The sequence below is a fragment of the Brevundimonas sp. A19_0 genome (assembly GCF_017744255.1).
Taxonomy (GTDB): domain Bacteria; phylum Pseudomonadota; class Alphaproteobacteria; order Caulobacterales; family Caulobacteraceae; genus Brevundimonas.
Window position 1 is genome coordinate 108,486 of sequence record NZ_JAGHQP010000002.1, and the last position, 24,819, is coordinate 133,304.

Sequence of the window (24,819 nt, forward strand, 5' to 3'; positions counted from 1 at the left end):
GTCTCCCTTCGGGCGCCTGACTTAGGCAGCTTCGCCGCAGATGGGAACCGGCGTCAGAGGGTCGCAGTCGTTCAGAACAGGATGGCCGGGTTGAAAATGCCGTGGGGGTCCAGCGCCTTGCGGACGGCTTTCAAGGTGTCGATTTCGACATCCGACTTGTAGCCCCGGGCCTCGTCGGTCTTCAGTCGTCCCAAGCCGTGCTCGGCCGAGATCGAGCCGTCGTAGCGCGCGACGATGTCGTGGACGATGCGGGATCCGTCTGCCCAGCGGGACAGGAAGGGCCTCAGGTTCGCGCCTTCAGGACAGAGGACGTCGTAGTGCAGGTTGCCGTCGCCCACATGGCCGAACACGCTGATTCGCGCGCCGGGCTCGAAGGCCTCGATGGCGGCGGAGGCCTCTTCGATGAAGTCGGCGATCCGCGACACCGGCACCGAGACATCGTGCTTCCAGCCCCCGCCCTCAGGCTTGAGGCCTGCGGACTGTTCCTCGCGCAGGCGCCAGAAGGCCGCCGCCTGGGTCTCGTTCGCGGCAATGGCGGCATCCGTGATCAGGCCGTCCTCGAAGGCCTGGGCCAAGAGCCGCTCCAGCGCCTTGCCCGCCTCGTCCGGAGAGCCGGAGCCCAGCTCGATCAGCACCGACCAGGGCGGGCTGCTTTCCAGCGGCTCACGCGTGTCCGGAATCCATTTCAGCACCAGTTCAGTGCCGAGTCGCTTCATCAGCTCGAAGGCTTCGACCCCGCCGCCCGATTCGGCCTTGGCCCGCGCCAGAAGGGTGATGGCCTGCTCGGGCGCCTCCAGACCGACGATCGCCGTCGCGCGCCCCCGCAGAACCGGCGACAGCTTCAGCGTGGCGGCGGTGATGATCCCCAGCGTGCCCTCGGCCCCGATCAGCAGCTGCTTCAGGTCATAGCCGGTGTTATCCTTGCGCAGCCGCTTCAGCCCGTTGAACACACGGCCGTCCGCCAGAACGGCCTCGATCCCCAGCACCAGATCGCGGGCCATGCCATAGCGCACCACCGATGTTCCGCCGGCATTGGTCGACAGGACGCCGCCGATCGTGGCCGTGCCCTCGGACGCGAGCCCCAGCGGGAACCGGCGGTCGACCGCCAGGGCGGCCTGCTGGGCCTCGTACAGGGTCACCCCGGCCTCGACCGTCAGTGCGTCGTCGAGCGGGCTGACGTCGCGGATCGCGCGCAGGCGCTTGGTGCTGAGCAACACTTCGCCCATCGGGATCTGACCGCCGACCAGTCCGGTATTGCCGCCTTGGGGCGTGATCGCGACCCCATGGCGGGCACAGATGGCGACGGCGGCCGCGACCTCGGCCGTCGAGCCGGGCTTGAGCAACAGGGGGGTGTGGCCCTGCCAGCGATCCCGCCATTCGCGCAGGTGCGGGGCGAGGGTGTCGGCATCCTCGCTCCAGCCGTCGGGACCGAGCGCCTCTTTCAGTTCTGCGATCGCCTGGGGGGAGGGGGCTGCCATGCCTGCTTGTCTCAGATGACCGGGCCGGGGAAAAGGGTGAATGGCCCGGCACCCCACGTCCGATACACCCCCCATGACTGCTCCGGTCGCCGCCGTGGGGGTGATCTGCCTGCGTGGCGATGAGGTTCTGCTGATCCGGCGAGGGCGTCCGCCCCGCCTGGGCGAATGGAGCCTGCCGGGCGGTCGGGTCGAGCCGGGGGAGACTGTTCGTGACGCCGCGCTGCGCGAACTGAGGGAGGAGACCGGCGTCGAGGCCGAGCTGGGGCCGCTGGTGGAGGTCGTGGACGGCCTCTTCCCCGAGGATGGCCGCCACTATGTGCTGATCGACTTCGCCGCGCGCTGGACAGCGGGAGAGCCGATGGCCGGTGACGATGCGGCTGAGGCGCGGTTCTGGCCGGTGAAGGATGTCGCCGCGCGCGTCGCGTGGAGCGAGACGGTGCGGGTCATACGGATGGCCGCGGACCTGTTCACGCCGGAATGATCCGGCCGCGTCCGGTTTCTGTGGCGAACGCGGGTTTTACGGCCTAGCCTGTCCAAACCCATCGGGAGTGCCGGAAACAATGGACATGTTGGACATCTTTGGAATCGTGGTCGTCGTCTTTGCGGTGATCCTGCTGTTCAGCGTGATCAAGATCGTGCCGCAGGGCCGTGAATTCACGGTCGAACGCTTCGGAAAATACACCAAGACCCTGTCGCCCGGCATCAGCCTGCTGACCCCGTTCGTCGAGCGCGTCGGTCGCCGCATGAACATGATGGAACAGGTCCTGGACGTGCCCCAGCAAGAGGTGATCACCAAGGACAACGCCATGGTGAAGGTCGATGCCATCGTCTTCATCCAGGTGATGAATGCAGCGGCTGCGGCCTATCGGGTCGAGGACCTGCCCTATGCAATTACCCAGCTCAGCTCGACCAACCTGCGGACCGTGATCGGCTCCATGGAGCTGGATGAGGTGCTGTTCCAGCGCGACAGCATCAACAGCCGCCTGCTGACGGTGATCGACGCGGCGACCGAGCCGTGGGGGGTCAAGGTCAACCGCATAGAGATCAAGGACCTGACCCCGCCGGTCGACATCACCAACGCCATGGCTCGCCAGATGAAGGCCGAGCGCGAGCGTCGTGCCGTGATCACCGAGGCCGACGGCGAGAAGCAGGCCGCTATCGCCCGCGCCGAGGGTGCGAAACAGTCCGCCATCCTTGAGGCCGAGGGGCGCCGCGAGGCCGCCTTCCGCGACGCCGAGGCGCGCGAGCGGGAAGCCGAGGCCGAGGCCCGCGCGACGGCCATGGTGTCCGAGGCCATCGCCCGTGGCGACGTCAACGCCATCAACTACTTCGTGGCCCAGAAGTACGTCGAGGCCTTTGCCGAACTGGCCCGCAGCCCGCAGCAGCGCACGGTGATCGTGCCGGCCGAGCTGGGCGGTCTGGTCGGGACGGTCGCCGGTCTGGGCGAACTGGTCGGCCTGGCCCGCGAACAGCAGCGCACCCCGGCTCCGGCGCCCCAGCCGGCCGGTTCGGCGCCCGCCCGTGCCCCGGCCTCGCGTCCGGCGCGGGGTTCGGTGCCGCGCACGGAATAGGAGATGGAACGATGATCGACGCCCTGGTCTCGCTTCACGCTTCCCAGCCCTGGTGGATCTGGCTGGCTGTCGGCCTCGCCCTGCTGGCGATCGAGGCCGCCCTGTCCAGCGAATGGCTGCTGTGGCCGGCCGTATCCGCCGGGCTGGTAGCCGTGCTGACCGCCCTCGGACTGCGCTACGGGTTCGCGGTCGAGTTCATCGTGTTCGGTGTGCTGACCGCCGCCCTGACGTTGTTGTCCAGCCGACTGATCAAGCGGATGAACCCTGCGGACATGCCCGACGTCAACGACCGCGACACCCGTCTGGTTGGTCGCCCGGCCGAGGTCATCACGCCCTTTCTGAACGGCAAGGGTCGGGTGTTCATCTCGGGCGCCGAATGGGCGGCCGAGATCGAGGGGGACGGCACGCCGCCCATTGGCTCGCGCGTCATCGTCGAGATGGTCGAGGGCGCCCGGCTGAAGGTACGCGCGCCCTAGCGCCGACCCGGGCGGCGGGGCAGGGCGTCGATGCCGGCATTGGCCAGGGCGTCGGCCCGCTCGTTCAGTTCATGGCCCGCGTGGCCCTTGACCCAGTGCCATTTCACCTGATGGCGCGCCCGCGCCTCGTCGAGACGGCGCCACAGGTCCTCGTTCTTGACGGGCTTCTTGTCGGCCGTCTTCCAGCCCCGGGATTTCCAGCCGACGATCCATTTGGTGATGCCGTCCATGACGTAGCGACTGTCGGTGTGCAGATCCACGCGGCAGGGCCGGGTCAGGGCCTCCAGCGCCATGATGGCCGCCGTCAGCTCCATCCGGTTGTTGGTCGTTTCCGGTTCACCGCCATGCAGTTCCCGCTCGTGCCCGGCGCCGGTCTGCAGGATCGCGCCCCAGCCTCCCGGGCCGGGATTGCCCTTGCAGGCCCCGTCGGTGTGGATGATCACGTGAGAAAGTTCAGCAGCCATGGCGGCGCACTACAGGATCGCTTGGCGCGTGGCCATCACAAGGCCTATATGGGGTGTGATCAAAGTCACCGGCACTCCCGCCACCCTGTTTATCGAGACGTAGATTCATGCAGCCCGGCATCTGGCAAATTCTGATCATCGCCGTTGTGGCTCTCCTGCTGTTCGGCGGACGCGGCAAGATTTCCGGCCTGATGGGCGATGCCGCCAAGGGCATCCGCGCCTTCCGCGAAGGCCTGAAGGGCGAGGACGACAAGTCCTCCGGAGACAGCGTGCTGCCCCGGACCGATGCGGAAAAAGAAGACCTGAAGCGCTGATCGTCCCCCTGAACGAAAGCGTGTGATCCATGGGTGGTCTGGGTCCCGGCATCGGCGGGCTGGAAATCCTTGTCATCGGCTTGCTGGCCCTGATCGTGGTCGGGCCGAAAGACCTGCCTTTGATGATGCGCAAGGTCGGCCAGTTCGTGGGCCGGGCCCGCGCCATGGCGGCCGAGTTCCGCTCCAGCTTTGACGAAATGGCCCGCCAGGCCGAGCTCGACGAGCTGCGCAAGGAAGTCGAGGCCCTGCGTAACGCCCAGGCCGTGCCGCTCGGGGCCGAGGCGGAAGAGGCCTTCCGCGACATCGACCAGAGCCTGAAGCAGCCGCTGGTTTCGCCCCCCGCGCAGCCGGCCCTTGCCGCGCCCGAGGGCGACGGTACCGCGAAGGAAGAGATGGCGGCGAGGCCCATGCCTTCCCCGCCTGCCGGGCAGCCTGATGCGGCGCCGGAGCAAGCCAAACCGCTGCGCAAGCCCCGCGCGAAAGCTGCTGCGAAAACGGGGACCGAACCGACCGCAAGCCGGGCCAAGGTCACCCGCAAGAAGGCTTTGGACCTTTGAGCCGCTCCGCCCACGACGAAGACGAAATCGAATCGTCGCGCGCGCCGTTGATGGATCACCTGATCGAGCTGCGGGGGCGGCTGATCGTGTGCGTTGCGGCGTTCGTGGTCGGCTTTATCGGCTGTTTCATCGTCGCCGACCCGATCTATGTCTTTCTGGTCCAGCCTTTTGCCGTTGCGGCCCAGTTCCGTGAAGCCGCCGGCCCGGGCGGTAGCGTCTCGCCCTTCGACCTGATTCTGGGCACGGCCGGGCTTATTCCTGTGCCCCGGGGCGACGGGGAGACGGTGAACCTGATCTTCACCGCCCCGCTGGAATTTCTGATCACCAAGATGAAGCTGGCCGCCTTCGGGGCGGTGGTCATCACCTTCCCGGTCATGGCCTGGCAGGTCTATCGCTTCGTCGCCCCCGGCCTCTATCGCAATGAGCGCGGCGCCTTTCTGCCGTTCCTGATCGCGGCCCCCCTGCTGTTCCTGCTGGGCGCGGCCATGGTCTATTATGTCATGCTGCCGTTCGTGATGCTGTTCTCGCTGGGCCAGCAGGTGGCGAGCGGCGGCATATCCGCCGAGCTGCTGCCGCGGGTGTCCGACTACCTCAACCTCGTCATGGCGCTGCTGCTGGCCTTCGGACTCTGCTTCCAGCTGCCGGTCGTCATGACGCTGCTCGGCATGGCTGGACTGGTCAGCTCGGAGGCGCTCTCGAAGGGGCGCAAATACGCGATCGTGGCCATTGCAGTTGTGGCGGCCTTCGTGACCCCGCCGGATCCGCTCAGCCAGATCATGCTCGGTATCCCGCTGATCCTGCTCTACGAGGTCTCGATCCTGTGCGTGCGTGTCATTGAGCTGCGTCGCCGCAAGCGGGACTTCGAAGACGGTCTGGCCGGCTAGGCGGACCGCTTTGCCGGATCAGTTCAACCGAAGACCAAGGAAGCCCGCGTGGGTGCCGACCTTGGCGTTCACAATCCGGGCCAGTGAGACACAGTATCCCGGCCTATGCTGATTCGCCGGCAACTCTACCCAAAGGTTGTCCACCAGTTCGATGCCGCCCCCCAAACGCTCCCGGTAAACGGGTTGAAGGGCACCTCCCGTGAGAACCCCGCAAACCTCATCGCCCCTCAGCTCGGCTTGCGCCAGAGCCTCGCGTTCGCCGCGCCCGCCGCCATAGAAGAGCGTAATACGATCGCTGGCTCCGGGCTGCGCCAGGGCGTTGGCGACGATCGTTCGCCCACGCACGATATTCTGGGGAGAAGTGCTGGCGTCGAAGGTGGTGCACCCTTGGGCTCCAAGCAGCAAGGCGATCAGCAGGATGCGGCGCATGGCAATCTCCAGTAGCGATTTACGCTAAAGGTCCCAGAAACCAGCAGAATTGGAAAGGGCCGGAGGATGCCTCCGGCCCTTTCCCTGCTGAGCCGATCAGCAGCTGTAGTACATGTCGAACTCGACGGGGTGGGGATGCAGCTGGAGGCGCATCACCTCTTCCATCTTCAGCTCGATGTAGCTGTCGATGAAGTCGTCATCCATGACGCCGCCCTTCTTGAGGAAGGCGCGATCCTTGTCGAGGGCCTCGAGGGCCTCGCGCAGGCTGCCGCAGACCTCGGGGATGTTGCCGCGCTCTTCTGGCGGCAGGTCATAGAGGTTCTTGTCGGCCGGAGCGCCCGGATCGATCCGGTTCTCGATGCCGTCCAGACCGGCCATCAGCAGGGCGGTGAAGGTCAGATAGGGGTTGCCCATCGGATCGGGGAAGCGGGCTTCGATGCGCTTGGCCTTCGGCGAGCTGACCCAGGGAATACGGATCGAGGCCGAGCGGTTGCGGGCCGAATAGGCCAGTTTGACCGGCGCTTCATAGCCCGGGACCAGGCGCTTGTAGCTGTTGGTGGTCGAGTTGGCGAAGGCGTTGATGGCCTTGGCGTGCTTGATGATGCCGCCGATGTACCACAGGCACATGTCCGACAGGCCGGCGTATTTGTCGCCGGCGAACTGGGGCTTGCCGTCCTTCCAGATCGACTGGTGCACGTGCATGCCCGAGCCGTTGTCGCCGAACATGGGCTTGGCCATGAAGGTGGCCGACTTGCCATAGGCGGCAGCGACGTTGTGGATGACGTATTTGTAGAGCTGCAGCCGGTCGGCCATCGTCACCAGCTCAGCGAACTTCAGGCCCAGTTCGTGCTGGGCGGGCGCCACTTCGTGGTGGTGCTTCTCGGGGTTCAGGCCCATGTCCTTCATCACCGACAGCATCTCGGCGCGCAGGTCCTGGCCGGAGTCGACCGGGTTCACGGGGAAGTAGCCGCCCTTGGGTCCGGGGCGGTGGCCCATATTGCCCTCGCTGTATTCCGAGCCGGTGTTGGCCGGCAGCTCGGTCGAGTCATAGGCATAGCCGGTGTCGTGGGCCTGGGTGGACCAGCGGACATCGTCGAAGATGAAGAACTCGGCTTCGGGGCCGAAGAACACCTTGTCGCCCACGCCGGCCGACTGGACGAAGGCCAGCGCTTTCTTGGCCATCGAGCGGCTGTCGCGGTTGTAGGGCTCGCCGGTGTCGGGGTTCAGCACGTCGCAGAACAGGAACATGGTGGTGTGCTGGTAGAAGGGGTCGATGTAGGCAGAGTCGAGGTCCGGCTTGAGCAGCATGTCGGACTCGTTGATGGCCTTCCAGCCCGCGATCGACGACCCGTCGAACATGGTCCCTTCCTCGAGGAACTCTTCGTCGACCAGATCGATATCAAAGGTGACGTGTTGCAGCCGCCCCTTGGTGTCGGTGAAGCGAAGGTCGACGTATTTTACATCCTTGTCCTTGATGTCCTGAAGGATGGCCTTGACGCTCATGGAGTTCGTGTCCTGTGGCTTGGGGGAGGAGGGCAGCAGTGCCATGCCTTTCGGCACGGCCGGTGAAGGTTCAGACCGCCTGGGCGCCGGTCTCGCCGGTGCGGATGCGGATGACGTCCTGGATGTCGGACACGAAGATCTTTCCGTCGCCGATCTTGCCCGTGCGGGCGGATGTCTGGATGGCTTCGATCACGGCGGGAGCCAGATCGTCGCTGACGACCACCTCGATCTTGATCTTGGGCAGGAAGTCGATGACGTATTCCGCGCCCCGGTACAGCTCGGAGTGGCCCTTTTGCCGGCCATAGCCCTTGGCCTCGAGCACGGTCATGCCCTGGACGCCCACGTCCTGCAGCGCCTCTTTGACTTCATCCAGCTTGAACGGCTTGATGACGGCTTCGATCTTTTTCATAGCGTCCCCGAGGCGACCCGGAATTGGTCCATGCACTCGGATCGCAATGGGACATTGCATTGCACCATAAGGCAAGGGCCTTTCGACAATTATCACCATCCGTGAACGGAGTCGCCATGACCGCCCCCGCCGACCGGCCTGACTGGCTCGACCGATTTCCCTGGCCCGACGACGATACGCACAAGCACGCGCGAGGGCGTCTGGCCGTGGTTTCGGGCGGCCTGCACAGCACGGGGGCGGCCCGTCTGGCGGCCCGCGCGGGCCTGCGGATCGGGGCCGGACTGGTAAAGGTCTATGCGCCGCCGCAAGCCGTCCCTGTCCTTGCGGCCGCCCTGGAGGCGGTCATGCTGGAGCCGTTCGACGGAGCCGATGATCTGGCCACGCGCGCCCGGCAGATGGACGCCATCGTCATCGGCCCCGCCGCCGGCCTGGATGAAGAGACGGTCGACAATCTGCATGCCCTGGCCGGAACGGGCGCGGTCCTGGTGGTCGACGCCGACGCGCTGAGCGTGTTCGAGGGGCGGGCCGAGGCGCTGTTCTCGCTGCTGGATCGCGATGACGTGCTCACCCCTCACAGGGGCGAGTTCGCGCGGCTTTTCCCAGACCTGGCCGACCTCGCGTCGGTCGAGGCGGCACCGCGCGCGGCCGAGCGGGCGGATGCCGTGGTCCTGATGAAAGGCCCGGAGACGGTCATTGCCGCTCCGGACGGTCGCATCTGTGTCAACCCTACCGGCACGCCCTGGCTGGCGACGGCAGGCTCCGGCGATGTCCTGGCGGGGCTGATCGGCGGGCTGGCGGCCCAGCGCATGGACAGCTTCGCCGCCGCCTCAGCCGCCGCATGGATCCATGGTGAGGCCGCGCGCCGCTTCGGCCCCGGACTGATCTCGGAGGACCTTCCTGATCGGATACCGGCGGTGCTTGCCGGGCTGGCGCCCGACCGGCTGAAACCCGCCTAGTCCTTCGCAGCCCTGGGCTTGGCAGCAGCTTTTTTCGGCGCGGCTTTTTTAGCGGTCGCCTTCTTCGGAGCTGCCTTTTTGGCCGGAGCCTTCTTCGCCCCGGGCTTCTTGCCCCCGGCGGCAGCCTTGGCGGCGACCAGTTCAAGCGCAGCTTCCAGCGTCAGGCTCTCGGGTTCGGTGCCCTTGGGCAGGGTCGCATTGATCTTGCCGCACTTCACATAGGGACCGAAACGCCCGGCCATGACCTGGACGGGATCGCCGCTTTCGGGATGGTTGCCCAGTTCCTTCAGCGGCGCCGCCCCGCCACGTGCCCCCCGCGACGCCTTCTTCTCGGCCAGCAGGGAGACGGCCCGGTTCAGGCCCACCTCGAACACCTCCTCGATGTCCGGCAGATTGGCATAGACGCCATTGTGCAGAACAAACGGCCCGTAGCGGCCCAGACCCGCGCTGATGGGCTTGCCGTCCTCGGGGTGCGGCCCGACCTCGCGTGGCAGGGACAGGAGACGCAGGGCTTGTTCCAGCGTCAGGCTGGCCGGGCTCCAGCCCTTGGGCAGGGAAGAGCGTTTGGGCTTGTCGGCGTCCGGCAGGGCGGTCTCCACATACGGGCCGAACCGGCCGATCTTCAGGGCCACCGGCTGGCCGGTATCCGGATCGACGCCCAGCTCCCGGTCGCCGCCCTCGGCACCGCCTTCCGCATTGGCGCCCGCACCGAAGCCCCGCGTGTAGCGGCATTCGGGATAGTTCGAGCAGCCGATGAAGGACGACTTCATCTTGAAGCTGGCCTTCAGATGCAGACGGCCGGACTTGCACAGCGGGCACAGGCGCGGATCCGTCCCGTCGCCCTTGTCGGGGAACAGGAAGGGGCCGATGGCCGCGTCCAGTTCGTCGATCACGCCCTGACGGTCCAGGACGGCGGCCGTCGCCGGCTTCAGCTGGCTCCAGAAGGTCCGCAGCAGGGTCTTCCAGTCCATCTGGCCGTCGGAGACCTCGTCGAGGTCGTTCTCGAGCGCGGCGGTGAAGTCATACTCGACCCACTGTCCGAAGAATTGTTCGAGGAAGGCGGTAACCAGCCGGCCGTTGTCCTCGGGATAGAAGCGGTTCTTCTCCATCCGCACATACTGGCGATCCCGCAGGGTGGTCAGGATCGAGGCATAGGTCGACGGACGACCGATTCCCAGTTCCTCCAGCTTCTTGACGAGGGTCGCTTCGGAATAGCGGGGCGGCGGCTCGGTGAAGTGCTGGTCGGTGCGGATGGCCTCGACCTTGGCGGCGGCGCCTTCCTTCAGGGCTGGCAGGCGGGTGGTGTCGTCCTCGTCATCGTCCGATCCGGCGCGGGGCTTGTCGTCGCGACCTTCTTCATAGGCCGCGATGAAGCCGTCGAAGATGACGACCTGGCCGGTGGCGCGAAGGCCGGTCTGGCCATCCGGCGTCTCGATGTCGACCGTCGTGCGGTCCATGCGTGCCGCTTCCATCTGGCTGGCGACCATCCGCTTCCAGATCAGTTCGTACAGGCGGCGCAGGTCGTCCTCCAGCCGCACCGAGTCGGGGTGGCGGGCGATATTGGTCGGCCGGATCGCCTCGTGCGCTTCCTGGGCGTTCTTGGCCTTGACCTTGTAGTAGCGGGGCTCGGACGGGACATAGGCGGGCCCGAACCGCTCGCCGATGACCTCGCGTGCCTGGGCGATGCCTTCCGGGGTCACATAGACACCGTCTGTCCGCATATATGTGATCAGGCCGCCCTGGTCGTCGACGCCCTCGTACAGCTTTTGCGCCGCCTGCATGGTGCGCTGGGCGGTGAAGCCCAGCTTGCGCGCAGCTTCCTGCTGCAGGGTCGAGGTGGTGAAGGGGGGCGAGGGATTGCGCCGGACCGGCTTCTTCTCGATCGATGTGATCGTGAACTGGCCCGACTGGATCGCGGCGCGCGCGGCGCTGGCCGTCGCCTCATCCTTGATGTCCAGGCGCTGGACCCGTTTTCCGGCGTGCTTCACCAGTCGCGTGGTGAAGGGCGGGCTGTCGGCGGTCAGATCCGCCTCGATGGACCAGTATTCCTGCGGCTGGAACCGCTCGATCTCCATCTCGCGGTCGACCACGATGCGCAGGGCGACCGACTGGACCCGGCCGGCCGAGCGGGCGCCGGGCAGCTTGCGCCACAGCACGGGCGACAGGGTGAAGCCCACCAGATAGTCGAGCGCGCGCCGCGCCAGATAGGCCTCGACCAGCTCCATATCCAGCTGGCGCGGATTGGCCATGGCCTCGAGCACCGCCGATTTGGTGATCGCGTTGAAGGTGACGCGCTCGACCTCGGTGTCCTTCAGTGCCTTCTTCTTCTGAAGCACCTCCAGGACGTGCCAGCTGATGGCCTCGCCCTCGCGGTCGGGGTCGGTCGCCAGAATGACGCGGTCGGCCCGTTTGGCGGCCTCGGCGATCTCGGACAGCCGCTTGGCCCCGCGGGCATCGACTTCCCATGACATGGCGAAGTCCTCGTCCGGGCGAACCGAGCCGTCCTTGGAGGGCAGGTCGCGGACGTGGCCGTAGGAGGCCAGAACCTCAAAGTCGGAGCCGAGATACTTGTTGATGGTCTTGGCCTTGGCCGGGCTTTCGACAATGACGAGGTTCATTCGGGCGTGGCGCCTTTCGGGGAAGACCGGCCCCGGGGGAACGGGGGCAGTGAGGGCGGGGGAACGTGGGTCGCCTCTTGCCGCGTGTCAATCATCGGCCCGCAAAACACGACAAGGTTGATATTTTTAATTAACACGTCTTAAGGTAGAGTTTGTTCACTCTCAGGTGGGACCCCAGATGGAAAACGTCGACAGTCACCCCTTGAACCGAGCGGCTCCGAGCGAGCCACCGTTCAGGGAGTATATCGGGTCGATGGCGAGGGAGCTGGCTGTGCTGGCCCGGGCGGAGTGCCGGGACGATGAGCCCCTCGCGACCGCCCTGGAGCAGGCTGCCCTGCTGGCCAGCGCGCCGCGCAAATAGGGCTTAGCGCGAGGCCAATCCTCCGGGTAAAAGCCGGGCCCGGCCGACCAGGCTGAGCTCCAGCAGGGCACCGGACACCACGGCGACAGGCAGGGCCAGCGATCGCGCCAGGTCGTCGCGCGGCGTCGGCGTGGGCGAGAGCAGGGCCTCGACCCGGCTCAGGGTTTCGCTGTCGACCTCATCCGGCAGGGCGACGGTCGTTGGGCGCTCGGGCCGGATCCTGCGCGCGACCCGGGTGCCGAGGGACTCAAGCACGTCCTCGACCCGTTCACACAGGGTCGCACCATCCCGGATCAGCGAGTTCGGCCCCCGGGACCGGGGATCGAGGGGCGAGCCCGGGACAGCAAAGACCTCGCGGCCCTGTTCCGCAGCCAGCCGCGCCGTGATCAGCGAACCGGAGCGGATTTCGGCTTCGACCACGATCACGCCCTGCGACAGGCCCGAGATGATGCGATTGCGGCGGGGGAAGTCTCGCGCCTGGGCCCGCGTGCCGGGCGGGCTCTCCGACACGATACAGCCTTCGTCGACCAGACGGTCGTAGAGCTCCCGGTTGTCGGACGGATAGACGTCATCGACTCCGCCCCCCAGCACCGCCACCGTGCCGGTCGGGAGGGCGCCCCAGTGGGCGGCGGCGTCGATGCCCCGCGCCAGGCCCGACACGACGCTCATGCCGGTCTCACCGAGTTGCGAGGCCAGTCCCCGCGCAATCCTCTGGCCACCGGCCGAGGCGATCCGGGCCCCCACGATGGCGATGGAGTCTCGCGACAGCAGCTCGACCCGCCCCCTGATCCAGAGGACGGGCGCGGCCGGGTCGACCGCAGCGAGGGCAGGGGGGTAATCCGGCTCGCCGATCACCATCAGCCGCGCGCCCAGTGCCTCGCCGCGCGCGATCTCGGCCTCGATGTCCTCGGTCCTCGCCGCCGTATAGGTTGCTCCGCCCGCCTTGCGAATAACGCCGGGCAGGGCATCCAGCGCAGCGGCGGCAGTGCCGTAGCGCGCCACCAGCTGGGCGAAGGTCACCGGGCCGATCCGCTCGCTGCGGGCCAGTTGCAGCCGCGCGAAACGCTCGCCGGCGTCCACCGTCATCCCGCGGGCCGGGCTCCGATACGCGGTTCCTTGCCGCGGACCAGCCGGATGATGTTGTCGAAATGGCGAAGCCAGATCAGGGCCATGGCGAACAGAGCCAGCAGGAAGACGCTGTGAGGCGCAGGCAGGCCCAGCGCCGCAATGGGCATCAGCGCCAGGACCGGGGTCAACAGGGTCGCCACGAGCGCGGACAGGGACGAGATGCGGAACACCGCCGCCGTCAGCAGCCACAGGGCTGCCGCGACAAGTCCCAGCGGCCAGGCGGCGGCCAGCATCAGGCCGAAGAAGGTCGCCACGCCCTTGCCGCCCTTGAAGCCCAGCCACACGGGATAGAGGTGGCCGAGGAAGGCGGCGCCGCCCGCGATAGCCGCCACGACGTCGCTTCCGGTCACGGCGCGCGCAATCAGAAGGGCAACTGCGCCCTTGCCGGCATCCAGGATCAGGGTGGCAAAGGCCAGGTCCTTACGGCCGGTGCGCAGCACATTGGTCGCGCCGATATTGCCCGATCCAATCTTGCGAACATCGCCGGCGCCGGCGGCCCGGGTCAGCAGCACGCCGAACGGAATCGAACCCAGCAGATAGCCCGCCAGCGCCGCTCCGAGCAGCGTCGTCACCGCGATTCCGGCCAGATCCTGCACCTTAAACCCCATACAGCCAGTGCGTGTGCGTCCCACATCGCGCGCCACGTCGCTCGTAATGTCGGATGATTCGATCATCCGTACCGCAGTCGGGCCTCAAATGCACCGGGGAACCAGCACCAGAGACGGAGCCGCAGGGTTCGGGTAACAATGTTTTTATTGTGCGCCTCGCGTTTTTCTACCCAAGGTGTTCTGGCGCTGTTCCGCGCGGGGGCAAGAAAATGAAGTTTGATAGCAAGGGGCGTCTGGATGAGGCCACCTGGGTGAAGTCACCCAATCTCTACTCAGGGGCGAATGCTCGCGAGATCATCGTGATGCATTATACGGCGGGCTACACTGCGGGATACGGCGGGCTACACTGCGGGGTCGGCGATTAATTCTTTCGCCAGCACGAAATCCGGAGCGAGTGCCCATTTCGTCGTCGAGGTCGACGGGGCGATCACCCAGATGGTGTCTACCAACGACCGCGCGTGGCACGCGGGGCACGGCTACTACCAGTCCCGACCGAGGGTGAACAACTTTTCCATCGGCATCGAGATCGTCAACCCCGGCTACCATTTCAGCGATGGAGCCGGGGGTTACCTGAACTGGGAACGTCGCCGCGTCAAACCCGCCCAGCTGAAGCCTTTTCCGGGCATGACTGAGGCCCGCGATCCCTGGGCCGGCTCGGCCAAGCTGTTCTGGCCGAACTACCCCGAAGCCCAGCTCGTGGCGGTCGAAGCCCTGACCCGCGCCTTGCTGAAGAGCTATCCCTCGATCCACGATATCGTTGGCCATCGGGACGTGGACGGGGTGCGCAAGATGAAGGTCGACCCCGGTCCGGCCTTCCCTCTCCGGCGTTTCAAGCTGTTGATGGATGATCGGTCTGACAATGAGCGCCAACCCTCAATCATGCACGTCGCGGTTGATGACGGGGCGCTGAATGTTCGCGGCGGCCCGGGGACGACCTTTGCCTTGATGGACTGGGGCCCGCTCAGAAACGGGGACGAGGTAGAGGTGCTGGAGCGGGTGGGGGAATGGTACCGAATCCGGCGCTGGTTCAGCGGGGTGCAGAAGATTGGCTGGGTCTTCGCCCGCTATCTGAAATCACCCGATTAGGTATTGAACACCGTCCGACCACCGACCCACGTCTGCTCGACCTTGCCTTGCAGTCGCCGGTTGTCGAACGGCGAGTTCTTGGACTTGGACCGCAGGGTGGATGCATCGACGACCACAGGGGCCGCCGGATCGAACAGGATCAGGTCCGCGGGCGCTTCCTCGGCCAGTCGACCTGCCGACAATCCCAGCAGCTCGGCCGGGCCGCAGGTGAGGGGGCGGAGCACCTCCAGAAGGTCAAGGCCGTCCTCGTGGTGCAGGCCGAGGGCGGCGGGCAGCAGGGTCTGCAGGCCAACCGCGCCCGGCGTAGCCTCGGCGAACGGGCGCCGCTTGTCCTCGGCGGGTGCCGGGGCGTGGGCGGAGGTGATCACATCGATCCGGCCATCCCGCACGGCCTCGATCAGGGCCAGGCGGTCGCTCTCGTCGCGCAGAGGCGGGTCCAACCGGTAGAAGGTGCGATAGTCGCCAATATCCACCTCGTTGAAGCGCAGGTGGTTGATCGAGGCACTGGCCGCGACCTCCAGCCCCCGCTGACGCGCACGGTCCAAGGTCTCCAGCGCGCCCGCCGTCGAGATCTGGTCGACCAGGAAGCGCGCGCCCGTTTGCTCGACGAGCGCCAGGTCGCGCTCCAGCTGCATACGCTCGGCGATGGCCGGTACGGACGACAGGCCCAGTCGGGTGGCCAGTTCGCCGGAGGTTGCAACGGCGCCTTCCGCCAGCCAGGGATCATGGGGCCGGCAGGCAATCAGGGCATTGAAGGCAGCGGCATAGCTCATGACCCGCATCAGGGTGCGGCTGTCGGGGATCACCCGATCCACGTCCGTAAAGTAGAGGGCGCCTGCTTCCTGCATCAGGCCGATTTCGGCCATCAGCTTGCCGTCGCAGCCCTGGGTCGCGGCCCCGGCCGCGAAGATGTTCACCAGGCCGAGGGCCGCGCCCCGGCGCTGGATGAAGTCGACCATGGCGGGGTCGTCGACTGCAGGCGCCGTGTCCGGCTGGATGACCAGGGTCGTGACGCCGCCGGCTGCGGCTGACAGGGCGGCGGACTTGAGCGTTTCCTTCGGCTCGGCGCCCGGCTCCCCCGTCTTGACCCGTATATCGATCAGGCCGGGCGACAGGCAGAGCCCCTCTGCGTCGACAACCCCGTCGTCGTCAGTGGGCACGAAGCCCGCGCCCTTGTGCACGGCGGTGATGCGGCCGTCGGCAATGTGGAGGGCGCCCTGACCGTCATAGTCTGTGGCCGGGTCGAGCAGGCGGGCGTTGGTGATCCAGAAGGGGGAGCTCACAGTCCGGCCTCCTCGCGACGGCGCGACAGGCTGGCCAGCACGGCCATGCGGGCCGAGACTCCCATCTCGACCTGGGTCTGGATCAGCGAAATGTCCGGATCGTCGGCGATGTCCGAGTCGATCTCGACGCCGCGATTCATGGGGCCGGGGTGCATGACCCGCACGCCCGGCGCGGCCACGCGCAGCTTTTCGCGGTCCAGCCCCCAGAAGCGGTAGTACTCGCGCGTCGACGGGACCAGCGCGCCCTGCATGCGCTCCAGCTGAAGGCGAAGCATCATGACGACGTCGCAGCCTTCCAGCCCCTTGCGCATGTCATGGTAGACCTCGCACCCCCAGCGGTCGGCATCGCCCGGGACCAGGGTCGGCGGTCCCACCAGCCGCACGCGCGCGCCCATCATCGACAGCAGGGCGACGTTCGAGCGCGCGACGCGGCTGTGGGCCACGTCGCCACAGATGGCCACCGTCAGCCCCCCCACATCGCCGAACTCCCGCTTGAGCGTCAGCAGGTCCAGCAGCGCCTGGGTCGGGTGCTCGTGCCGTCCGTCGCCGGCATTGACCACGGCGCAGCCTACCTTCTGCGACAGCAGGTCGGCGGCGCCCGAGGCCGAGTGGCGCACGACCAGCACGTCCGGCTTCATCGCATTCAGCGTGGCGGCCGTGTCGATCAGGGTCTCGCCCTTGGCGACCGACGACGACCGCGGGCTCAGGCTCACGACATCGGCCCCCAGCCGACGCGCCGCGATCTCGAACGAGGCGCTGGTGCGGGTGGAGTTCTCGAAGAACAGGTTCACCACCGTCCGGCCCGCCATCAGGTCCAGCGACTTGGCCGTGCCCTGATTGAGTTCGACGAAGCCGTCGGCCAGCTCCAGTACATCGCGTGCTGTCTGGGCGTTCAGATCGGTGACGGACAGGAAATGGTCCCGGGGGAACGGCCTCAGCCGGTCCTGGATGACGGTCAGAAGGTCTGTGTCGGGTCGGGCCATCGACGGGCGGCTATAGGCCGATGCGGACCAAAACGAAAGCGCGAACCGCGATCAGGGCCGCAGACTGTCGAGCGCACCCTGAAGGATCCAGGCCGCCGCATTGCGATCCACCACCGTACCCCGGCGGGCCCGGCTCATATCCAGGTCCTCGACCAGAAACCGTTCGACGGCCGAGGTCGACAGACGCTCGTCCCAGAAGGCGACCGGTATGTCGCGCAGCCGGTCCAGATTGCGGGCGAAGGCGCGGCTGGACTGGGCCCTCGGCCCCTCGGCGCCATCCATATTGAGCGGCAGGCCGATCACCAGCGCCGTGGCGCCACGTGCCTCCATCAGCCGGAACAGCTGGTGGGCGTCCTCCGTAAACTTGGTCCGTCGGATGACCTCAAAAGGAGAGGCGATCATGCGCGTCGCGTCCGAGGCGGCGACACCGATGGTCTTGCTGCCGAGGTCCAGCCCCAGCCAGGGCGTCCCCGGCGGGCATGAGGCGGCAAGCTCGGACAGGGGAACCACGGACACGCGGCAGGCGATAGGGCTTGCTGCCAGGGCTGTCAAAGCCGAAGCTGGCTGCGGGAAACGGGAGGTTGGATATGAAGCGCATCATGGTCGTGGGCGCCTGCGGGCTTCTCCTCGCCGGGACTGCAGGGTGTGATCGCCTGTCAGCCGCATGGGAGGGATTCAACAATCCCGGTCTCGCGGAGCGACCGTCGGACGCGCCCTCATCTAAGCCGACGCCCACCCCCGGCGGCAGCCTGGTCGAGGCCGGTCAGGCCGTGGTCCTGCAGCCCGAGACCGATGATGCCCTGCAGACCGCCGCTGCGGTGGTGGCGCTCGACTATCTGCCGGATCAGGGCGATCTGACCGCCAAGATGTTCGGCACCGCCGGCGGCGACCCGGCCATGAATGGCCTCTATACCTACATCGCCTTCTTCCACAGCCCCGCCGAAGGCTGGCGCGTCTTCCGCATCGGCGACTATCTCGAGTACCAGATTCAGGCGGTATCGGCCGGCCGCGTCGAGCTGATGCTCAACGAAAGCGTGATGGATCAGGCCACCGGCGAGATCGGCAGCCGCCAGACCGCTGTCATCCTGAGCTTCGCGCCCGGCCCGGACGGCGCGGTACCCGAGACGGTGACCGTCACCCCGGCACGCTAGTCCCCGCCTTGTGAATCCGGCCCCGTGCCGCTAATCCCGCCGTTCGGGCCGCGTGCCCGTTCACCCCTGCTGTGGAGAGGCCGGAATGGCGATCGACGCCGCGACGGTGCGCAAGGTGGCGCATCTCGCCCGTATCAAGACCCCCGAGGAGCGGCTGGAGCCGCTGGCCCGCGAGCTGAGCGGCATTCTGGACTGGATCGAGCAGCTGAACGAGGTCGACGTCGAGGGCGTCGAGCCCATGACGTCGAACGTGGCCCAGCCCCTGCGTCTGCGCGATGACGTCGTGACCGACGGCGACAAGGTCGCGGACGTGCTTTCGAACGCGCCGAAGTCGGCGGATGGCTTCTTCGTCGTGCCCAAGGTGGTCGAATAGATGAGCGACCTGACGAAACTGACCCTCAAGGCCGCCCTGGACGGCCTCAAGGCCCGCGATTTCTCGTCCGAGGAAATCACCCGCGCCTTCGTGACGACTATCGAGGCCGCCAACCCGGCCCTGAACGCCTATGTCGTGCAGACGACCGACAAGGCGCTCGACATGGCCCGCGCCTCCGACGCCCGCCTGGCGAAGGGGGAGGGCGGCGCACTGGAAGGCGCGCCGCTGGGCATCAAGGATCTGTTCTGCACCGACGGGGTCCAGACGACCGCCGGCTCGAACATGCTGAAGGGCTTTGTCCCGCCCTATGAATCCACCGTCACGGCCAACCTCTGGGCCGACGGCGCCGTCATGCTGGGCAAGCTCAACATGGACGAGTTCGCCATGGGCTCGTCGAACGAGACTTCGGCCTTTGGTCCGGTCCGTAATCCATGGAAATCAAAGGCCTCAAACGCTGAGCTGACACCGGGCGGCAGCTCGGGCGGCTCGGCCTCGGCGGTCGCGGGCGACCTGTGCCTGGCTGCGACGGCCTCGGACACCGGCGGTTCGATCCGCCAGCCTGCCGCCTTTACCGGCACCGTCGGCATCAAGCCGACCTATGGCCGCGCCAGCCGCTTTGGCATGGTCGCCTTTGCCTCCTCGCTGGATCAGGCCGGGCCGATCACCAAGACCGTCGAGGATGCCGCCATCCTGCTGCGGTCGATGTGCTCCTTCGATCCGAAGGACTCCACCAGCCTCGACATCGATACCCCCGACTGGACCGCCAGCCTCGGCAAGGGCGTGAAGGGCCTGCGCATCGGCGTGCCGAAGGAATATGTCGTCGACGGCATGCCGGCCGAGATCCAGGCGCTGTGGGACAAGGGCGTCGAGTGGCTGAAGGCTGCGGGCGCCGAGATCGTCGAGATCAGCCTGCCGCACACCAAATATGCGCTGCCGGCCTATTACATCATCGCCCCGGCCGAGGCCTCGTCCAACCTCGCCCGCTATGACGGCATGCGCTTCGGGCACCGGGCCAGAGAGGCGAAGTCGCTGACCGATCTCTACGAAACCAGCCGTGCGGAGGGCTTCGGAACCGAAGTCCAGCGTCGTCTGACCATCGGGGCCTATGTGCTGTCGGCGGGATTCTATGACGCCTATTATGTCCGCGCGCTCAAGGTCCGCCGCCGCATCGCCCAGGACTTCGACGCGGTCTGGGACAAGGTGGACGCCATCCTGACCCCCTCGACGCCCTCGGCCGCCTTTGCGTTGGGCGACAAGGAGATCGACCCGATCCAGATGTATCTGAACGACATCTTCACCGTGACCGCCAACCTTGCGGGCCTGCCGGGTATATCGGTGCCCGCCGGTGTCGACAGCGGCGGCCTGCCCCTCGGCCTTCAGGTCATCGGCAAGGCCCTCGACGAGGCGACCGTCTTCCAGGTCGCCGATGTGCTGGAGCAGTCGGCCGGGTTCGTCGCCAGGCCGGAGCGGTGGTGGTGAGGGCCGTCGCCCGACGATCAGGCGGCGACCCCTTCGACCTCAGTGTTCCAGCGCTTTGATGTCCGCGTCGATGGCGTCGATGATGTCCTGGGTGATGGCGCCTTCGGAGTAGGGCATCACCTCGGCCAGAGTCATGCCTTCGAACTGGGGACGGGCCGGGTGGTCGGCGATCCCGGGCAGGTGCTTGTCGAGGATAGAGGCGGTCGCCGGATCGGCCAGCAGATCCTTGATCGGGCTGTCGATGGTCGGATGGTCGGCAATGGCGACGATCGCCGGCGTGTCGGTCAGGGCAAGCGCCGGTGCGGTGAGGACGCCCGTCGACAGGGCAGCAATGGCAGCGGCAGCAAGAATTCTGGACATGGGGGGCTCCTCCCGGTTTGGATGCGGCCAGAGAACCCGGATTTCGTGACGGGCTCAAGACCGAACCCTCTTTCCCGGACGAGGGCGTCGACCTAGAAGGTTTCCATGACTGACACCGCGACCAACACCAAACTCATCCAGGGGCGCACGGGCCCTTGGGAAATCGTCATGGGGCTGGAGATCCACGCCCAGGTGGCGTCGAAGGCCAAGCTGTTCTCGGGGGCGGCTGTCGGGTTTGGCGCCGGCCCGAACGAGCAGGTGTCGCTGGTCGACGCGGGCTTTCCCGGCATGCTGCCGACGCTGAACAAATGGTGCGTGGAACAGGCGGTGCGCACGGGCCTCGGCCTGCGGGCGAAGATCAACACCTTCAGCCAGTTCGACCGGAAGAACTATTTCTATCCTGACCTGCCCACCGGCTATCAGATCAGCCAGCTGTATCACCCTATCGTCGGTGAGGGCGTGGTCGAGGTCGAGGCCGAGGACGGTACCTTCTTCAACGTCGGCATCGAGCGCCTGCATCTGGAGCAGGATGCCGGCAAGCTGATCCACGATCTGTCGCCGACCGAGAGTTATGTTGACCTGAACCGGGCGGGCACGGCCCTGATGGAGATCGTCTCGCGCCCCGACCTGCGCAGCCCCGAGGAGGCCGTGGCCTACGTCAAGAAGATCCGGACCATCCTGATCTATCTGGGCACCTGCGACGGCGACATGGAGAAGGGCAATCTGCGCGCCGACGTCAACGTCTCGGTCCGGCGTCCGGGTGAGCCGTTCGGCACGCGCTGCGAGATCAAGAACGTCAACAGCTTCCGCTTCATATCCCAGGCGATCCAGTACGAGGCCCGCCGCCAAATCGAGATCCTCGAGGACGGCGGCTCGATCACCCAGGAGACCCGCCTGTTCGATCCGGTGAAGGGCGAGACCCGCTCGATGCGCTCCAAGGAAGAGGCGCACGACTATCGCTACTTCCCCGACCCTGACCTGCTGCCGCTCGAGATCGAGCAGGCGTGGATCGACGAGATCAAGGCCGGTCTGCCGGAGCTGCCCGACGACAAGCGCCGCCGCTTCATGAGCCAGTACGGCCTGTCACAATACGACGCCGGCGTGCTGATCTCGGAACAGGCCAAGGCTGACTATTTCGAAGCAGCTGCCAAAGGCCGCGACGCCAAGCTGGTGTCCAATTGGGTGACCAATGAGCTGTCGGCGCGCTTGGCTGCTGACGGCCAAGGCTTCGATCTGGGCATCGTCCGTTTCCCGCCCGCTCTTCTTAGAGAACTCGTGGAACTTATCGAGGATGCAACAGTCTCTTCGAAGATCGCCAAGGAAGTGTTCGAATATGTCTGGGCTGGTGAAGGCCCACCAAGACATGTGGTGGAAGCTCGCGGCCTGAAGCAGGTCACCGACACGGGCGCCATCGAGAAGGCCGTGGACGAGATCATTGCCGCCAACCCCGACAAGGCCGCCGCCGTCGCCGAAAAGCCCCAGGCCATCGGCTGGTTCGTCGGTCAGGTCATGAAGGCCACCGGGGGCAAGGCCAACCCCGCCGCGGTCAACGAGATCCTGAAGGCCAAGCTGGGCATTTCCTGAGGCGCTACCGCTCGCGACGCGGGTCGATCGCGGCCTGAGCGGGCGGGGACGTGAAAAAAGGGCCCGGAGATCGCTCTCCGGGCCCTTCTTCATTCAGGCCTGACGCCTACCAGCGCCAGAAGTCGTAGACGACCTCGATGATGTAACCGTCGTATTCGTCGATCAGATAGATGTGGTTGTCGACGTAAACCCAGCGCGTGCCCTGGGGCGGGAAGCCCAGCCCGTAGGTGCGATAGTCGTTCAGCTGGTAGCGCCAGAAGATCGACGGCAGATAGTCACCCTCGCTCCAGCGGCGGCCCCAGTACTGGCGCGGCACCGAGTAATAGCCATAGTTCGGCGCGAAGTAGAAGCCCACGCGCACGCCGGTGTAGCCGCGGAACGAGCGGTTACCCCGCCACCAGTCCGAACGGTGACGACGGTCCCAGTCGCGCCGCCAGTTGTCGCGGCTCCAGCTGCGCCGGAACTCCCGATAGTCGCGCCGGTCACGACGGTTCTCATAGCGGTCCTCGCGCCGGTCCTGACGCCACTCGCGGCGGTCCTCGCGGCGATCCTGACGGTCCTCACGGCGGTCCTGGCGGTTGTCGCGACGATCCTCGCGCCGGTCCTGACGGTTCTCCCGTCGATCCTGACGATTGTCGCGGCGGTCACCCCAGCGGTCCTGACGGTTCTCGCCGCGATCCTGGCGGCGGTCGCCCCGGTCCTCGCGGCGGTCCTGCCGACGATCCTGCCGGTCATCACGCCGATCTCCCCGCCTATCCTGCCGGTCCTGTCGGCGGTCTTCACGTCGGTCCTGCCGACGGTCGGTCCGATCCTGACGAGGCTGCCGGGGCGGTTGCGTCTGGGGTTCCTGGCGTTGCTCCCGGCGGGCGCGGGTGTCGCCCCGTCGACCGTCGCGGTCCTGAATCTCTGCCTGCTGGGCCTGGGCGACCGCAGGCGCGATGGCCGGGGCAACGAACGCCGTCAGGGCACTGAAGACCAAAAGGGTACGTTTCATCTCGATGTCCTTGTCGCCCCTGTCTGTCATCACCATCGATGATCTGTTCCAAGGCTTGGCAGGAACAGGCTGAACCGTATGTGAACGAAATCTGACCCGCAAAAACGCAAAACCCCGCGCGGTTTTCCGCGCGGGGCTTGCCGATGGCCGCGTACTGAATGCTACCAGATGTCGAACAGCACGTCCGCGATCACGCCGGTCGCCAGCGCCACCAGCAGGATGTCATTGTCCGCATGGACCCAGCGATAGCCGCGCGGCGCGGGCCTCAGGCCATAGTAGTAGGGATCCCGCACATAATAGCGGTGATAGGTCGACGGCAGGCGTGAACCGCGTTGCCAGCGATAGCCGTAGTAGCGCGGCTCGACCCGGTAATAGCCGTAGCCCGGCGCATACCAGTAGCCGTTCCGGCGCCCGCGATAGTCCCGGAAGTCCGACCGGCCGCGCCACCAGTCGCGGTTATTGCGGTCCCAGCGGTCGGCGCGTCGATGATCCCGATAGTCCCGCCGGTCGTCCCGGCGTTCGTTGCGCCAGTCACGACGGTCCTCACGGCGGTCACGGCGCCAGTCACGCCGGTCATCGCGTCGGTCACGGCGGTAGTCGCGCCGGTCCTCTCGCCTGTCCTGCCGCCACTCGCGGCGGTCGTCGCGGTCGCGGCGGCTTTGCGCTTCGGCGATGGCGGGGACGGCCAGGGTGGCCATGGTGAGCGCGACGATGGCCGCGCGGGAAAGATGCCTCATGGTACATGCTCCGGTTTTTGTGGCCGGTGGATCAGGTGATCCGCGAGGCTGGCAGGCTGTCGGCCCGGAAATGAACCCCGCCTGAACGCTCTGGTCAGGAAGCCCTTGTAGCGACCCGGCCCGGTGCCCAGATGCAGGACCAAGGCGCAGGAGGCCCCGCATGACCCGACCCATCGAACTCTGGTACTGGCCCACGCCGAACGGCTGGAAGGTGTCCATCGCCCTCGAAGAAATGGGACTGCCCTATGAGCTGAAGCCCGTGAACATCGGCCGGGGCGAGCAGTTCGAGCCGGCCCTCCAGGCCATCAGCCCCAACGGCCGCATGCCTGCTATCGTCGATCCGGATGGAGCCGACGGCGAGCCCCTGTCGATCTTCGAATCCGGTGCGATCCTTCAGTATCTGGCCCTGAAATCGGGCCAGTTCTATCCGGAGGATGTGCGCAAGCGCGTCGAGGTCGACCAGTGGCTGTTCTGGCAGGTCGGCGGTCTGGGTCCCATGGCGGGGCAGACCCACCACTTCCGCCAATATGCGCCAGCCATGATCAAGGACCAGCGCCAGATCGCCTATGGTGTGCGCCGCTATACAGACGAGACCCACCGTCTGTACGGCGTGCTGGATCGTCGCCTTGCAGATCGGGACTATGTGGCGGGCGACTATTCGATCGCCGACATGGCCATTTGGCCCTGGATCCTGCCGGCGCCGCAAGGACAGGACCTGGCTGAGTTCCCGAAACTGGCAGCCTGGGTGGCGCGGGTCGGCGCACGCCCGGCCGTCAAGGCAGGGAGGGCCGTGGGCGACGAACTGCGCGGCAATCTGGGCGCCGCAGGCAAGGATGCCGAGGACGCGCGCAAGCTTCTGTTCGGCCAGCGCGCCCGCAAGGCCTGAAGCAGGGCGTCAACCGTAAAGCGGACCTGAACAAGCGATTGACGCCCCGTAAATACAGCAACTTGCCTTCATGACTTGGTGACAGAAAAGTCGTCGCAAGGCCCTGTGCTGTTAACGCTAACTTCAATCGCGACCGGTTTTATCGGG

General features: G+C 66.6%; 28 protein-coding genes. 14 read left to right on the forward strand and 14 right to left on the reverse strand.

What is annotated here, in order from left to right:
• Window positions 1–71: 71 nt before the first annotated feature.
• Window positions 72–1,478 (reverse strand): FAD-binding oxidoreductase, encoded by a 1,407-nt coding sequence (locus tag J7346_RS02815; protein WP_209117562.1) that lies wholly within the window; start codon window positions 1,476–1,478, stop codon window positions 72–74.
• A 73-nt stretch (window positions 1,479–1,551) separates the two neighbouring features.
• Here J7346_RS02815 and J7346_RS02820 point away from each other — a divergent pair, with 73 nt between their 5' ends.
• The 3 genes from J7346_RS02820 to J7346_RS02830 all read left to right on the forward strand — a co-directional run bounded on the left by J7346_RS02820 (window position 1,552) and on the right by J7346_RS02830 (window position 3,525).
• On the forward strand, window positions 1,552–1,959 hold the full coding sequence (locus J7346_RS02820) for an NUDIX hydrolase (RefSeq protein ID WP_209117564.1): 408 nt from the start codon (window positions 1,552–1,554) through the stop codon (window positions 1,957–1,959).
• Between the two features lie 94 nt (window positions 1,960–2,053).
• Window positions 2,054–3,049 (forward strand): SPFH domain-containing protein, encoded by a 996-nt coding sequence (locus J7346_RS02825; RefSeq protein ID WP_209118040.1) that lies wholly within the window; start codon window positions 2,054–2,056, stop codon window positions 3,047–3,049.
• Between the two features lie 11 nt (window positions 3,050–3,060).
• Window positions 3,061–3,525 (forward strand): NfeD family protein, encoded by a 465-nt coding sequence (locus J7346_RS02830; RefSeq protein WP_245157596.1) that lies wholly within the window; start codon window positions 3,061–3,063, stop codon window positions 3,523–3,525.
• Here J7346_RS02830 and rnhA read toward each other — a convergent pair.
• Entirely contained in the window at window positions 3,522–3,989 is a 468-nt protein-coding gene (rnhA, locus tag J7346_RS02835; RefSeq protein ID WP_209117566.1) for a ribonuclease HI, read from the reverse strand. The genes J7346_RS02830 and rnhA overlap by 4 nt on opposite strands.
• 107 nt (window positions 3,990–4,096) lie before the next feature.
• Here rnhA and tatA point away from each other — a divergent pair, with 107 nt between their 5' ends.
• Genes tatA through tatC form a run of 3 tightly spaced genes read left to right on the forward strand, consistent with a single transcriptional unit; the run spans window position 4,097 to window position 5,744 of the window.
• The gene (tatA, locus tag J7346_RS02840) at window positions 4,097–4,303 is read left to right on the forward strand and encodes a twin-arginine translocase TatA/TatE family subunit (RefSeq protein ID WP_209117568.1); all 207 of its coding nucleotides are present in this window, start codon (window positions 4,097–4,099) and stop codon (window positions 4,301–4,303) included.
• 29 nt (window positions 4,304–4,332) lie between these two features.
• Window positions 4,333–4,860: a Sec-independent protein translocase protein TatB gene (tatB, locus tag J7346_RS02845; RefSeq protein ID WP_209117570.1), complete on the forward strand. Its 528-nt coding sequence runs from the start codon at window positions 4,333–4,335 to the stop codon at window positions 4,858–4,860.
• Complete coding sequence (gene tatC, locus J7346_RS02850) at window positions 4,857–5,744, forward strand: twin-arginine translocase subunit TatC (RefSeq protein ID WP_245157597.1); 888 nt, start codon at window positions 4,857–4,859, stop codon at window positions 5,742–5,744. Before tatB ends, tatC begins: the two co-directional genes overlap by 4 nt.
• Window positions 5,745–5,762: 18 nt before the next feature.
• Here tatC and J7346_RS02855 read toward each other — a convergent pair whose 3' ends face one another.
• The 3 genes from J7346_RS02855 to J7346_RS02865 all read right to left on the reverse strand — a co-directional run bounded on the left by J7346_RS02855 (window position 5,763) and on the right by J7346_RS02865 (window position 8,085).
• On the reverse strand, window positions 5,763–6,173 hold the full coding sequence (locus tag J7346_RS02855; protein WP_209117571.1) for a hypothetical protein: 411 nt from the start codon (window positions 6,171–6,173) through the stop codon (window positions 5,763–5,765).
• A 96-nt stretch (window positions 6,174–6,269) separates the two neighbouring features.
• A complete protein-coding gene (glnA, locus tag J7346_RS02860) occupies window positions 6,270–7,676 on the reverse strand; it encodes a type I glutamate--ammonia ligase (RefSeq protein WP_209117573.1) in 1,407 nt (468 codons plus the stop codon).
• A gap of 70 nt (window positions 7,677–7,746) precedes the next feature.
• Window positions 7,747–8,085 (reverse strand): P-II family nitrogen regulator, encoded by a 339-nt coding sequence (locus J7346_RS02865; protein ID WP_209117575.1) that lies wholly within the window; start codon window positions 8,083–8,085, stop codon window positions 7,747–7,749.
• 116 nt (window positions 8,086–8,201) lie between these two features.
• Here J7346_RS02865 and J7346_RS02870 point away from each other — a divergent pair, with 116 nt between their 5' ends.
• Window positions 8,202–9,041 carry an NAD(P)H-hydrate dehydratase gene (locus tag J7346_RS02870; protein ID WP_209117577.1) on the forward strand — a complete coding sequence of 280 codons (840 nt, stop codon included), beginning with the start codon at window positions 8,202–8,204 and terminating at the stop codon, window positions 9,039–9,041.
• On the opposite strand, the gene topA is transcribed toward J7346_RS02870, so the two are convergent.
• The 3 genes from topA to plsY form a co-directional block, all read right to left on the reverse strand.
• Entirely contained in the window at window positions 9,038–11,659 is a 2,622-nt protein-coding gene (topA, locus tag J7346_RS02875) for a type I DNA topoisomerase (RefSeq protein ID WP_209117579.1), read from the reverse strand. The two genes, J7346_RS02870 and topA, sit on opposite strands and share 4 nt — an antisense overlap.
• A 364-nt stretch (window positions 11,660–12,023) precedes the next feature.
• A complete protein-coding gene (gene dprA, locus J7346_RS02880; protein ID WP_209117581.1) occupies window positions 12,024–13,106 on the reverse strand; it encodes a DNA-processing protein DprA in 1,083 nt (360 codons plus the stop codon).
• On the reverse strand, window positions 13,103–13,744 hold the full coding sequence (gene plsY / locus J7346_RS02885; RefSeq protein WP_209118046.1) for a glycerol-3-phosphate 1-O-acyltransferase PlsY: 642 nt from the start codon (window positions 13,742–13,744) through the stop codon (window positions 13,103–13,105). Before plsY ends, dprA begins: the two co-directional genes overlap by 4 nt.
• A 221-nt stretch (window positions 13,745–13,965) precedes the next feature.
• Between plsY and J7346_RS02890 the strand changes: the two genes are divergently transcribed.
• A complete protein-coding gene (locus J7346_RS02890) occupies window positions 13,966–14,121 on the forward strand; it encodes a hypothetical protein (RefSeq protein ID WP_209117583.1) in 156 nt (51 codons plus the stop codon).
• Window positions 14,117–14,842, forward strand: coding sequence for an N-acetylmuramoyl-L-alanine amidase (locus tag J7346_RS02895; RefSeq protein ID WP_348521450.1), 726 nt, complete (start codon window positions 14,117–14,119; stop codon window positions 14,840–14,842). The genes J7346_RS02890 and J7346_RS02895 overlap by 5 nt, the downstream gene beginning before the upstream one ends.
• Here J7346_RS02895 and pyrC read toward each other — a convergent pair.
• Genes pyrC through ruvX form a run of 3 tightly spaced genes read right to left on the reverse strand, consistent with a single transcriptional unit; the run spans window position 14,839 to window position 17,624 of the window.
• Entirely contained in the window at window positions 14,839–16,125 is a 1,287-nt protein-coding gene (gene pyrC / locus J7346_RS02900; RefSeq protein WP_209117587.1) for a dihydroorotase, read from the reverse strand. The genes J7346_RS02895 and pyrC overlap by 4 nt on opposite strands.
• The gene (locus tag J7346_RS02905) at window positions 16,122–17,108 is read right to left on the reverse strand and encodes an aspartate carbamoyltransferase catalytic subunit (protein ID WP_209117588.1); all 987 of its coding nucleotides are present in this window, start codon (window positions 17,106–17,108) and stop codon (window positions 16,122–16,124) included. The genes pyrC and J7346_RS02905 overlap by 4 nt, the downstream gene beginning before the upstream one ends.
• Window positions 17,109–17,159: 51 nt before the next feature.
• Entirely contained in the window at window positions 17,160–17,624 is a 465-nt protein-coding gene (ruvX, locus tag J7346_RS02910; protein ID WP_209117590.1) for a Holliday junction resolvase RuvX, read from the reverse strand.
• 71 nt (window positions 17,625–17,695) lie between these two features.
• Between ruvX and J7346_RS02915 the strand changes: the two genes are divergently transcribed.
• From J7346_RS02915 to gatA, 3 genes are all read left to right on the forward strand, one after another.
• Window positions 17,696–18,259, forward strand: coding sequence for a hypothetical protein (locus J7346_RS02915; RefSeq protein ID WP_209117592.1), 564 nt, complete (start codon window positions 17,696–17,698; stop codon window positions 18,257–18,259).
• A gap of 85 nt (window positions 18,260–18,344) precedes the next feature.
• Window positions 18,345–18,632 (forward strand): Asp-tRNA(Asn)/Glu-tRNA(Gln) amidotransferase subunit GatC, encoded by a 288-nt coding sequence (gene gatC / locus J7346_RS02920; protein ID WP_209117594.1) that lies wholly within the window; start codon window positions 18,345–18,347, stop codon window positions 18,630–18,632.
• The gene (gene gatA / locus J7346_RS02925) at window positions 18,633–20,111 is read left to right on the forward strand and encodes an Asp-tRNA(Asn)/Glu-tRNA(Gln) amidotransferase subunit GatA (RefSeq protein ID WP_209117596.1); all 1,479 of its coding nucleotides are present in this window, start codon (window positions 18,633–18,635) and stop codon (window positions 20,109–20,111) included.
• Between the two features lie 39 nt (window positions 20,112–20,150).
• Here the strand turns inward: gatA and J7346_RS02930 are convergent, their stop codons facing one another.
• Window positions 20,151–20,471: a hypothetical protein gene (locus J7346_RS02930; protein ID WP_209117598.1), complete on the reverse strand. Its 321-nt coding sequence runs from the start codon at window positions 20,469–20,471 to the stop codon at window positions 20,151–20,153.
• A gap of 105 nt (window positions 20,472–20,576) precedes the next feature.
• Here J7346_RS02930 and gatB point away from each other — a divergent pair, with 105 nt between their 5' ends.
• Window positions 20,577–22,055 (forward strand): Asp-tRNA(Asn)/Glu-tRNA(Gln) amidotransferase subunit GatB, encoded by a 1,479-nt coding sequence (gene gatB / locus J7346_RS02935; RefSeq protein ID WP_209117600.1) that lies wholly within the window; start codon window positions 20,577–20,579, stop codon window positions 22,053–22,055.
• Between the two features lie 106 nt (window positions 22,056–22,161).
• Here the strand turns inward: gatB and J7346_RS14955 are convergent, their stop codons facing one another.
• Window positions 22,162–23,049, reverse strand: a complete 888-nt coding sequence (locus J7346_RS14955) for an RcnB family protein (protein ID WP_245157599.1) — start codon at window positions 23,047–23,049, stop codon at window positions 22,162–22,164.
• Window positions 23,050–23,210: 161 nt separating this feature from the next.
• On the reverse strand, window positions 23,211–23,786 hold the full coding sequence (locus J7346_RS02945) for an RcnB family protein (protein WP_209117602.1): 576 nt from the start codon (window positions 23,784–23,786) through the stop codon (window positions 23,211–23,213).
• 160 nt (window positions 23,787–23,946) lie between these two features.
• Here J7346_RS02945 and J7346_RS02950 point away from each other — a divergent pair, with 160 nt between their 5' ends.
• A complete protein-coding gene (locus J7346_RS02950; protein ID WP_209117604.1) occupies window positions 23,947–24,672 on the forward strand; it encodes a glutathione S-transferase N-terminal domain-containing protein in 726 nt (241 codons plus the stop codon).
• The last annotated feature ends 147 nt before the right edge of the window (window positions 24,673–24,819 follow it).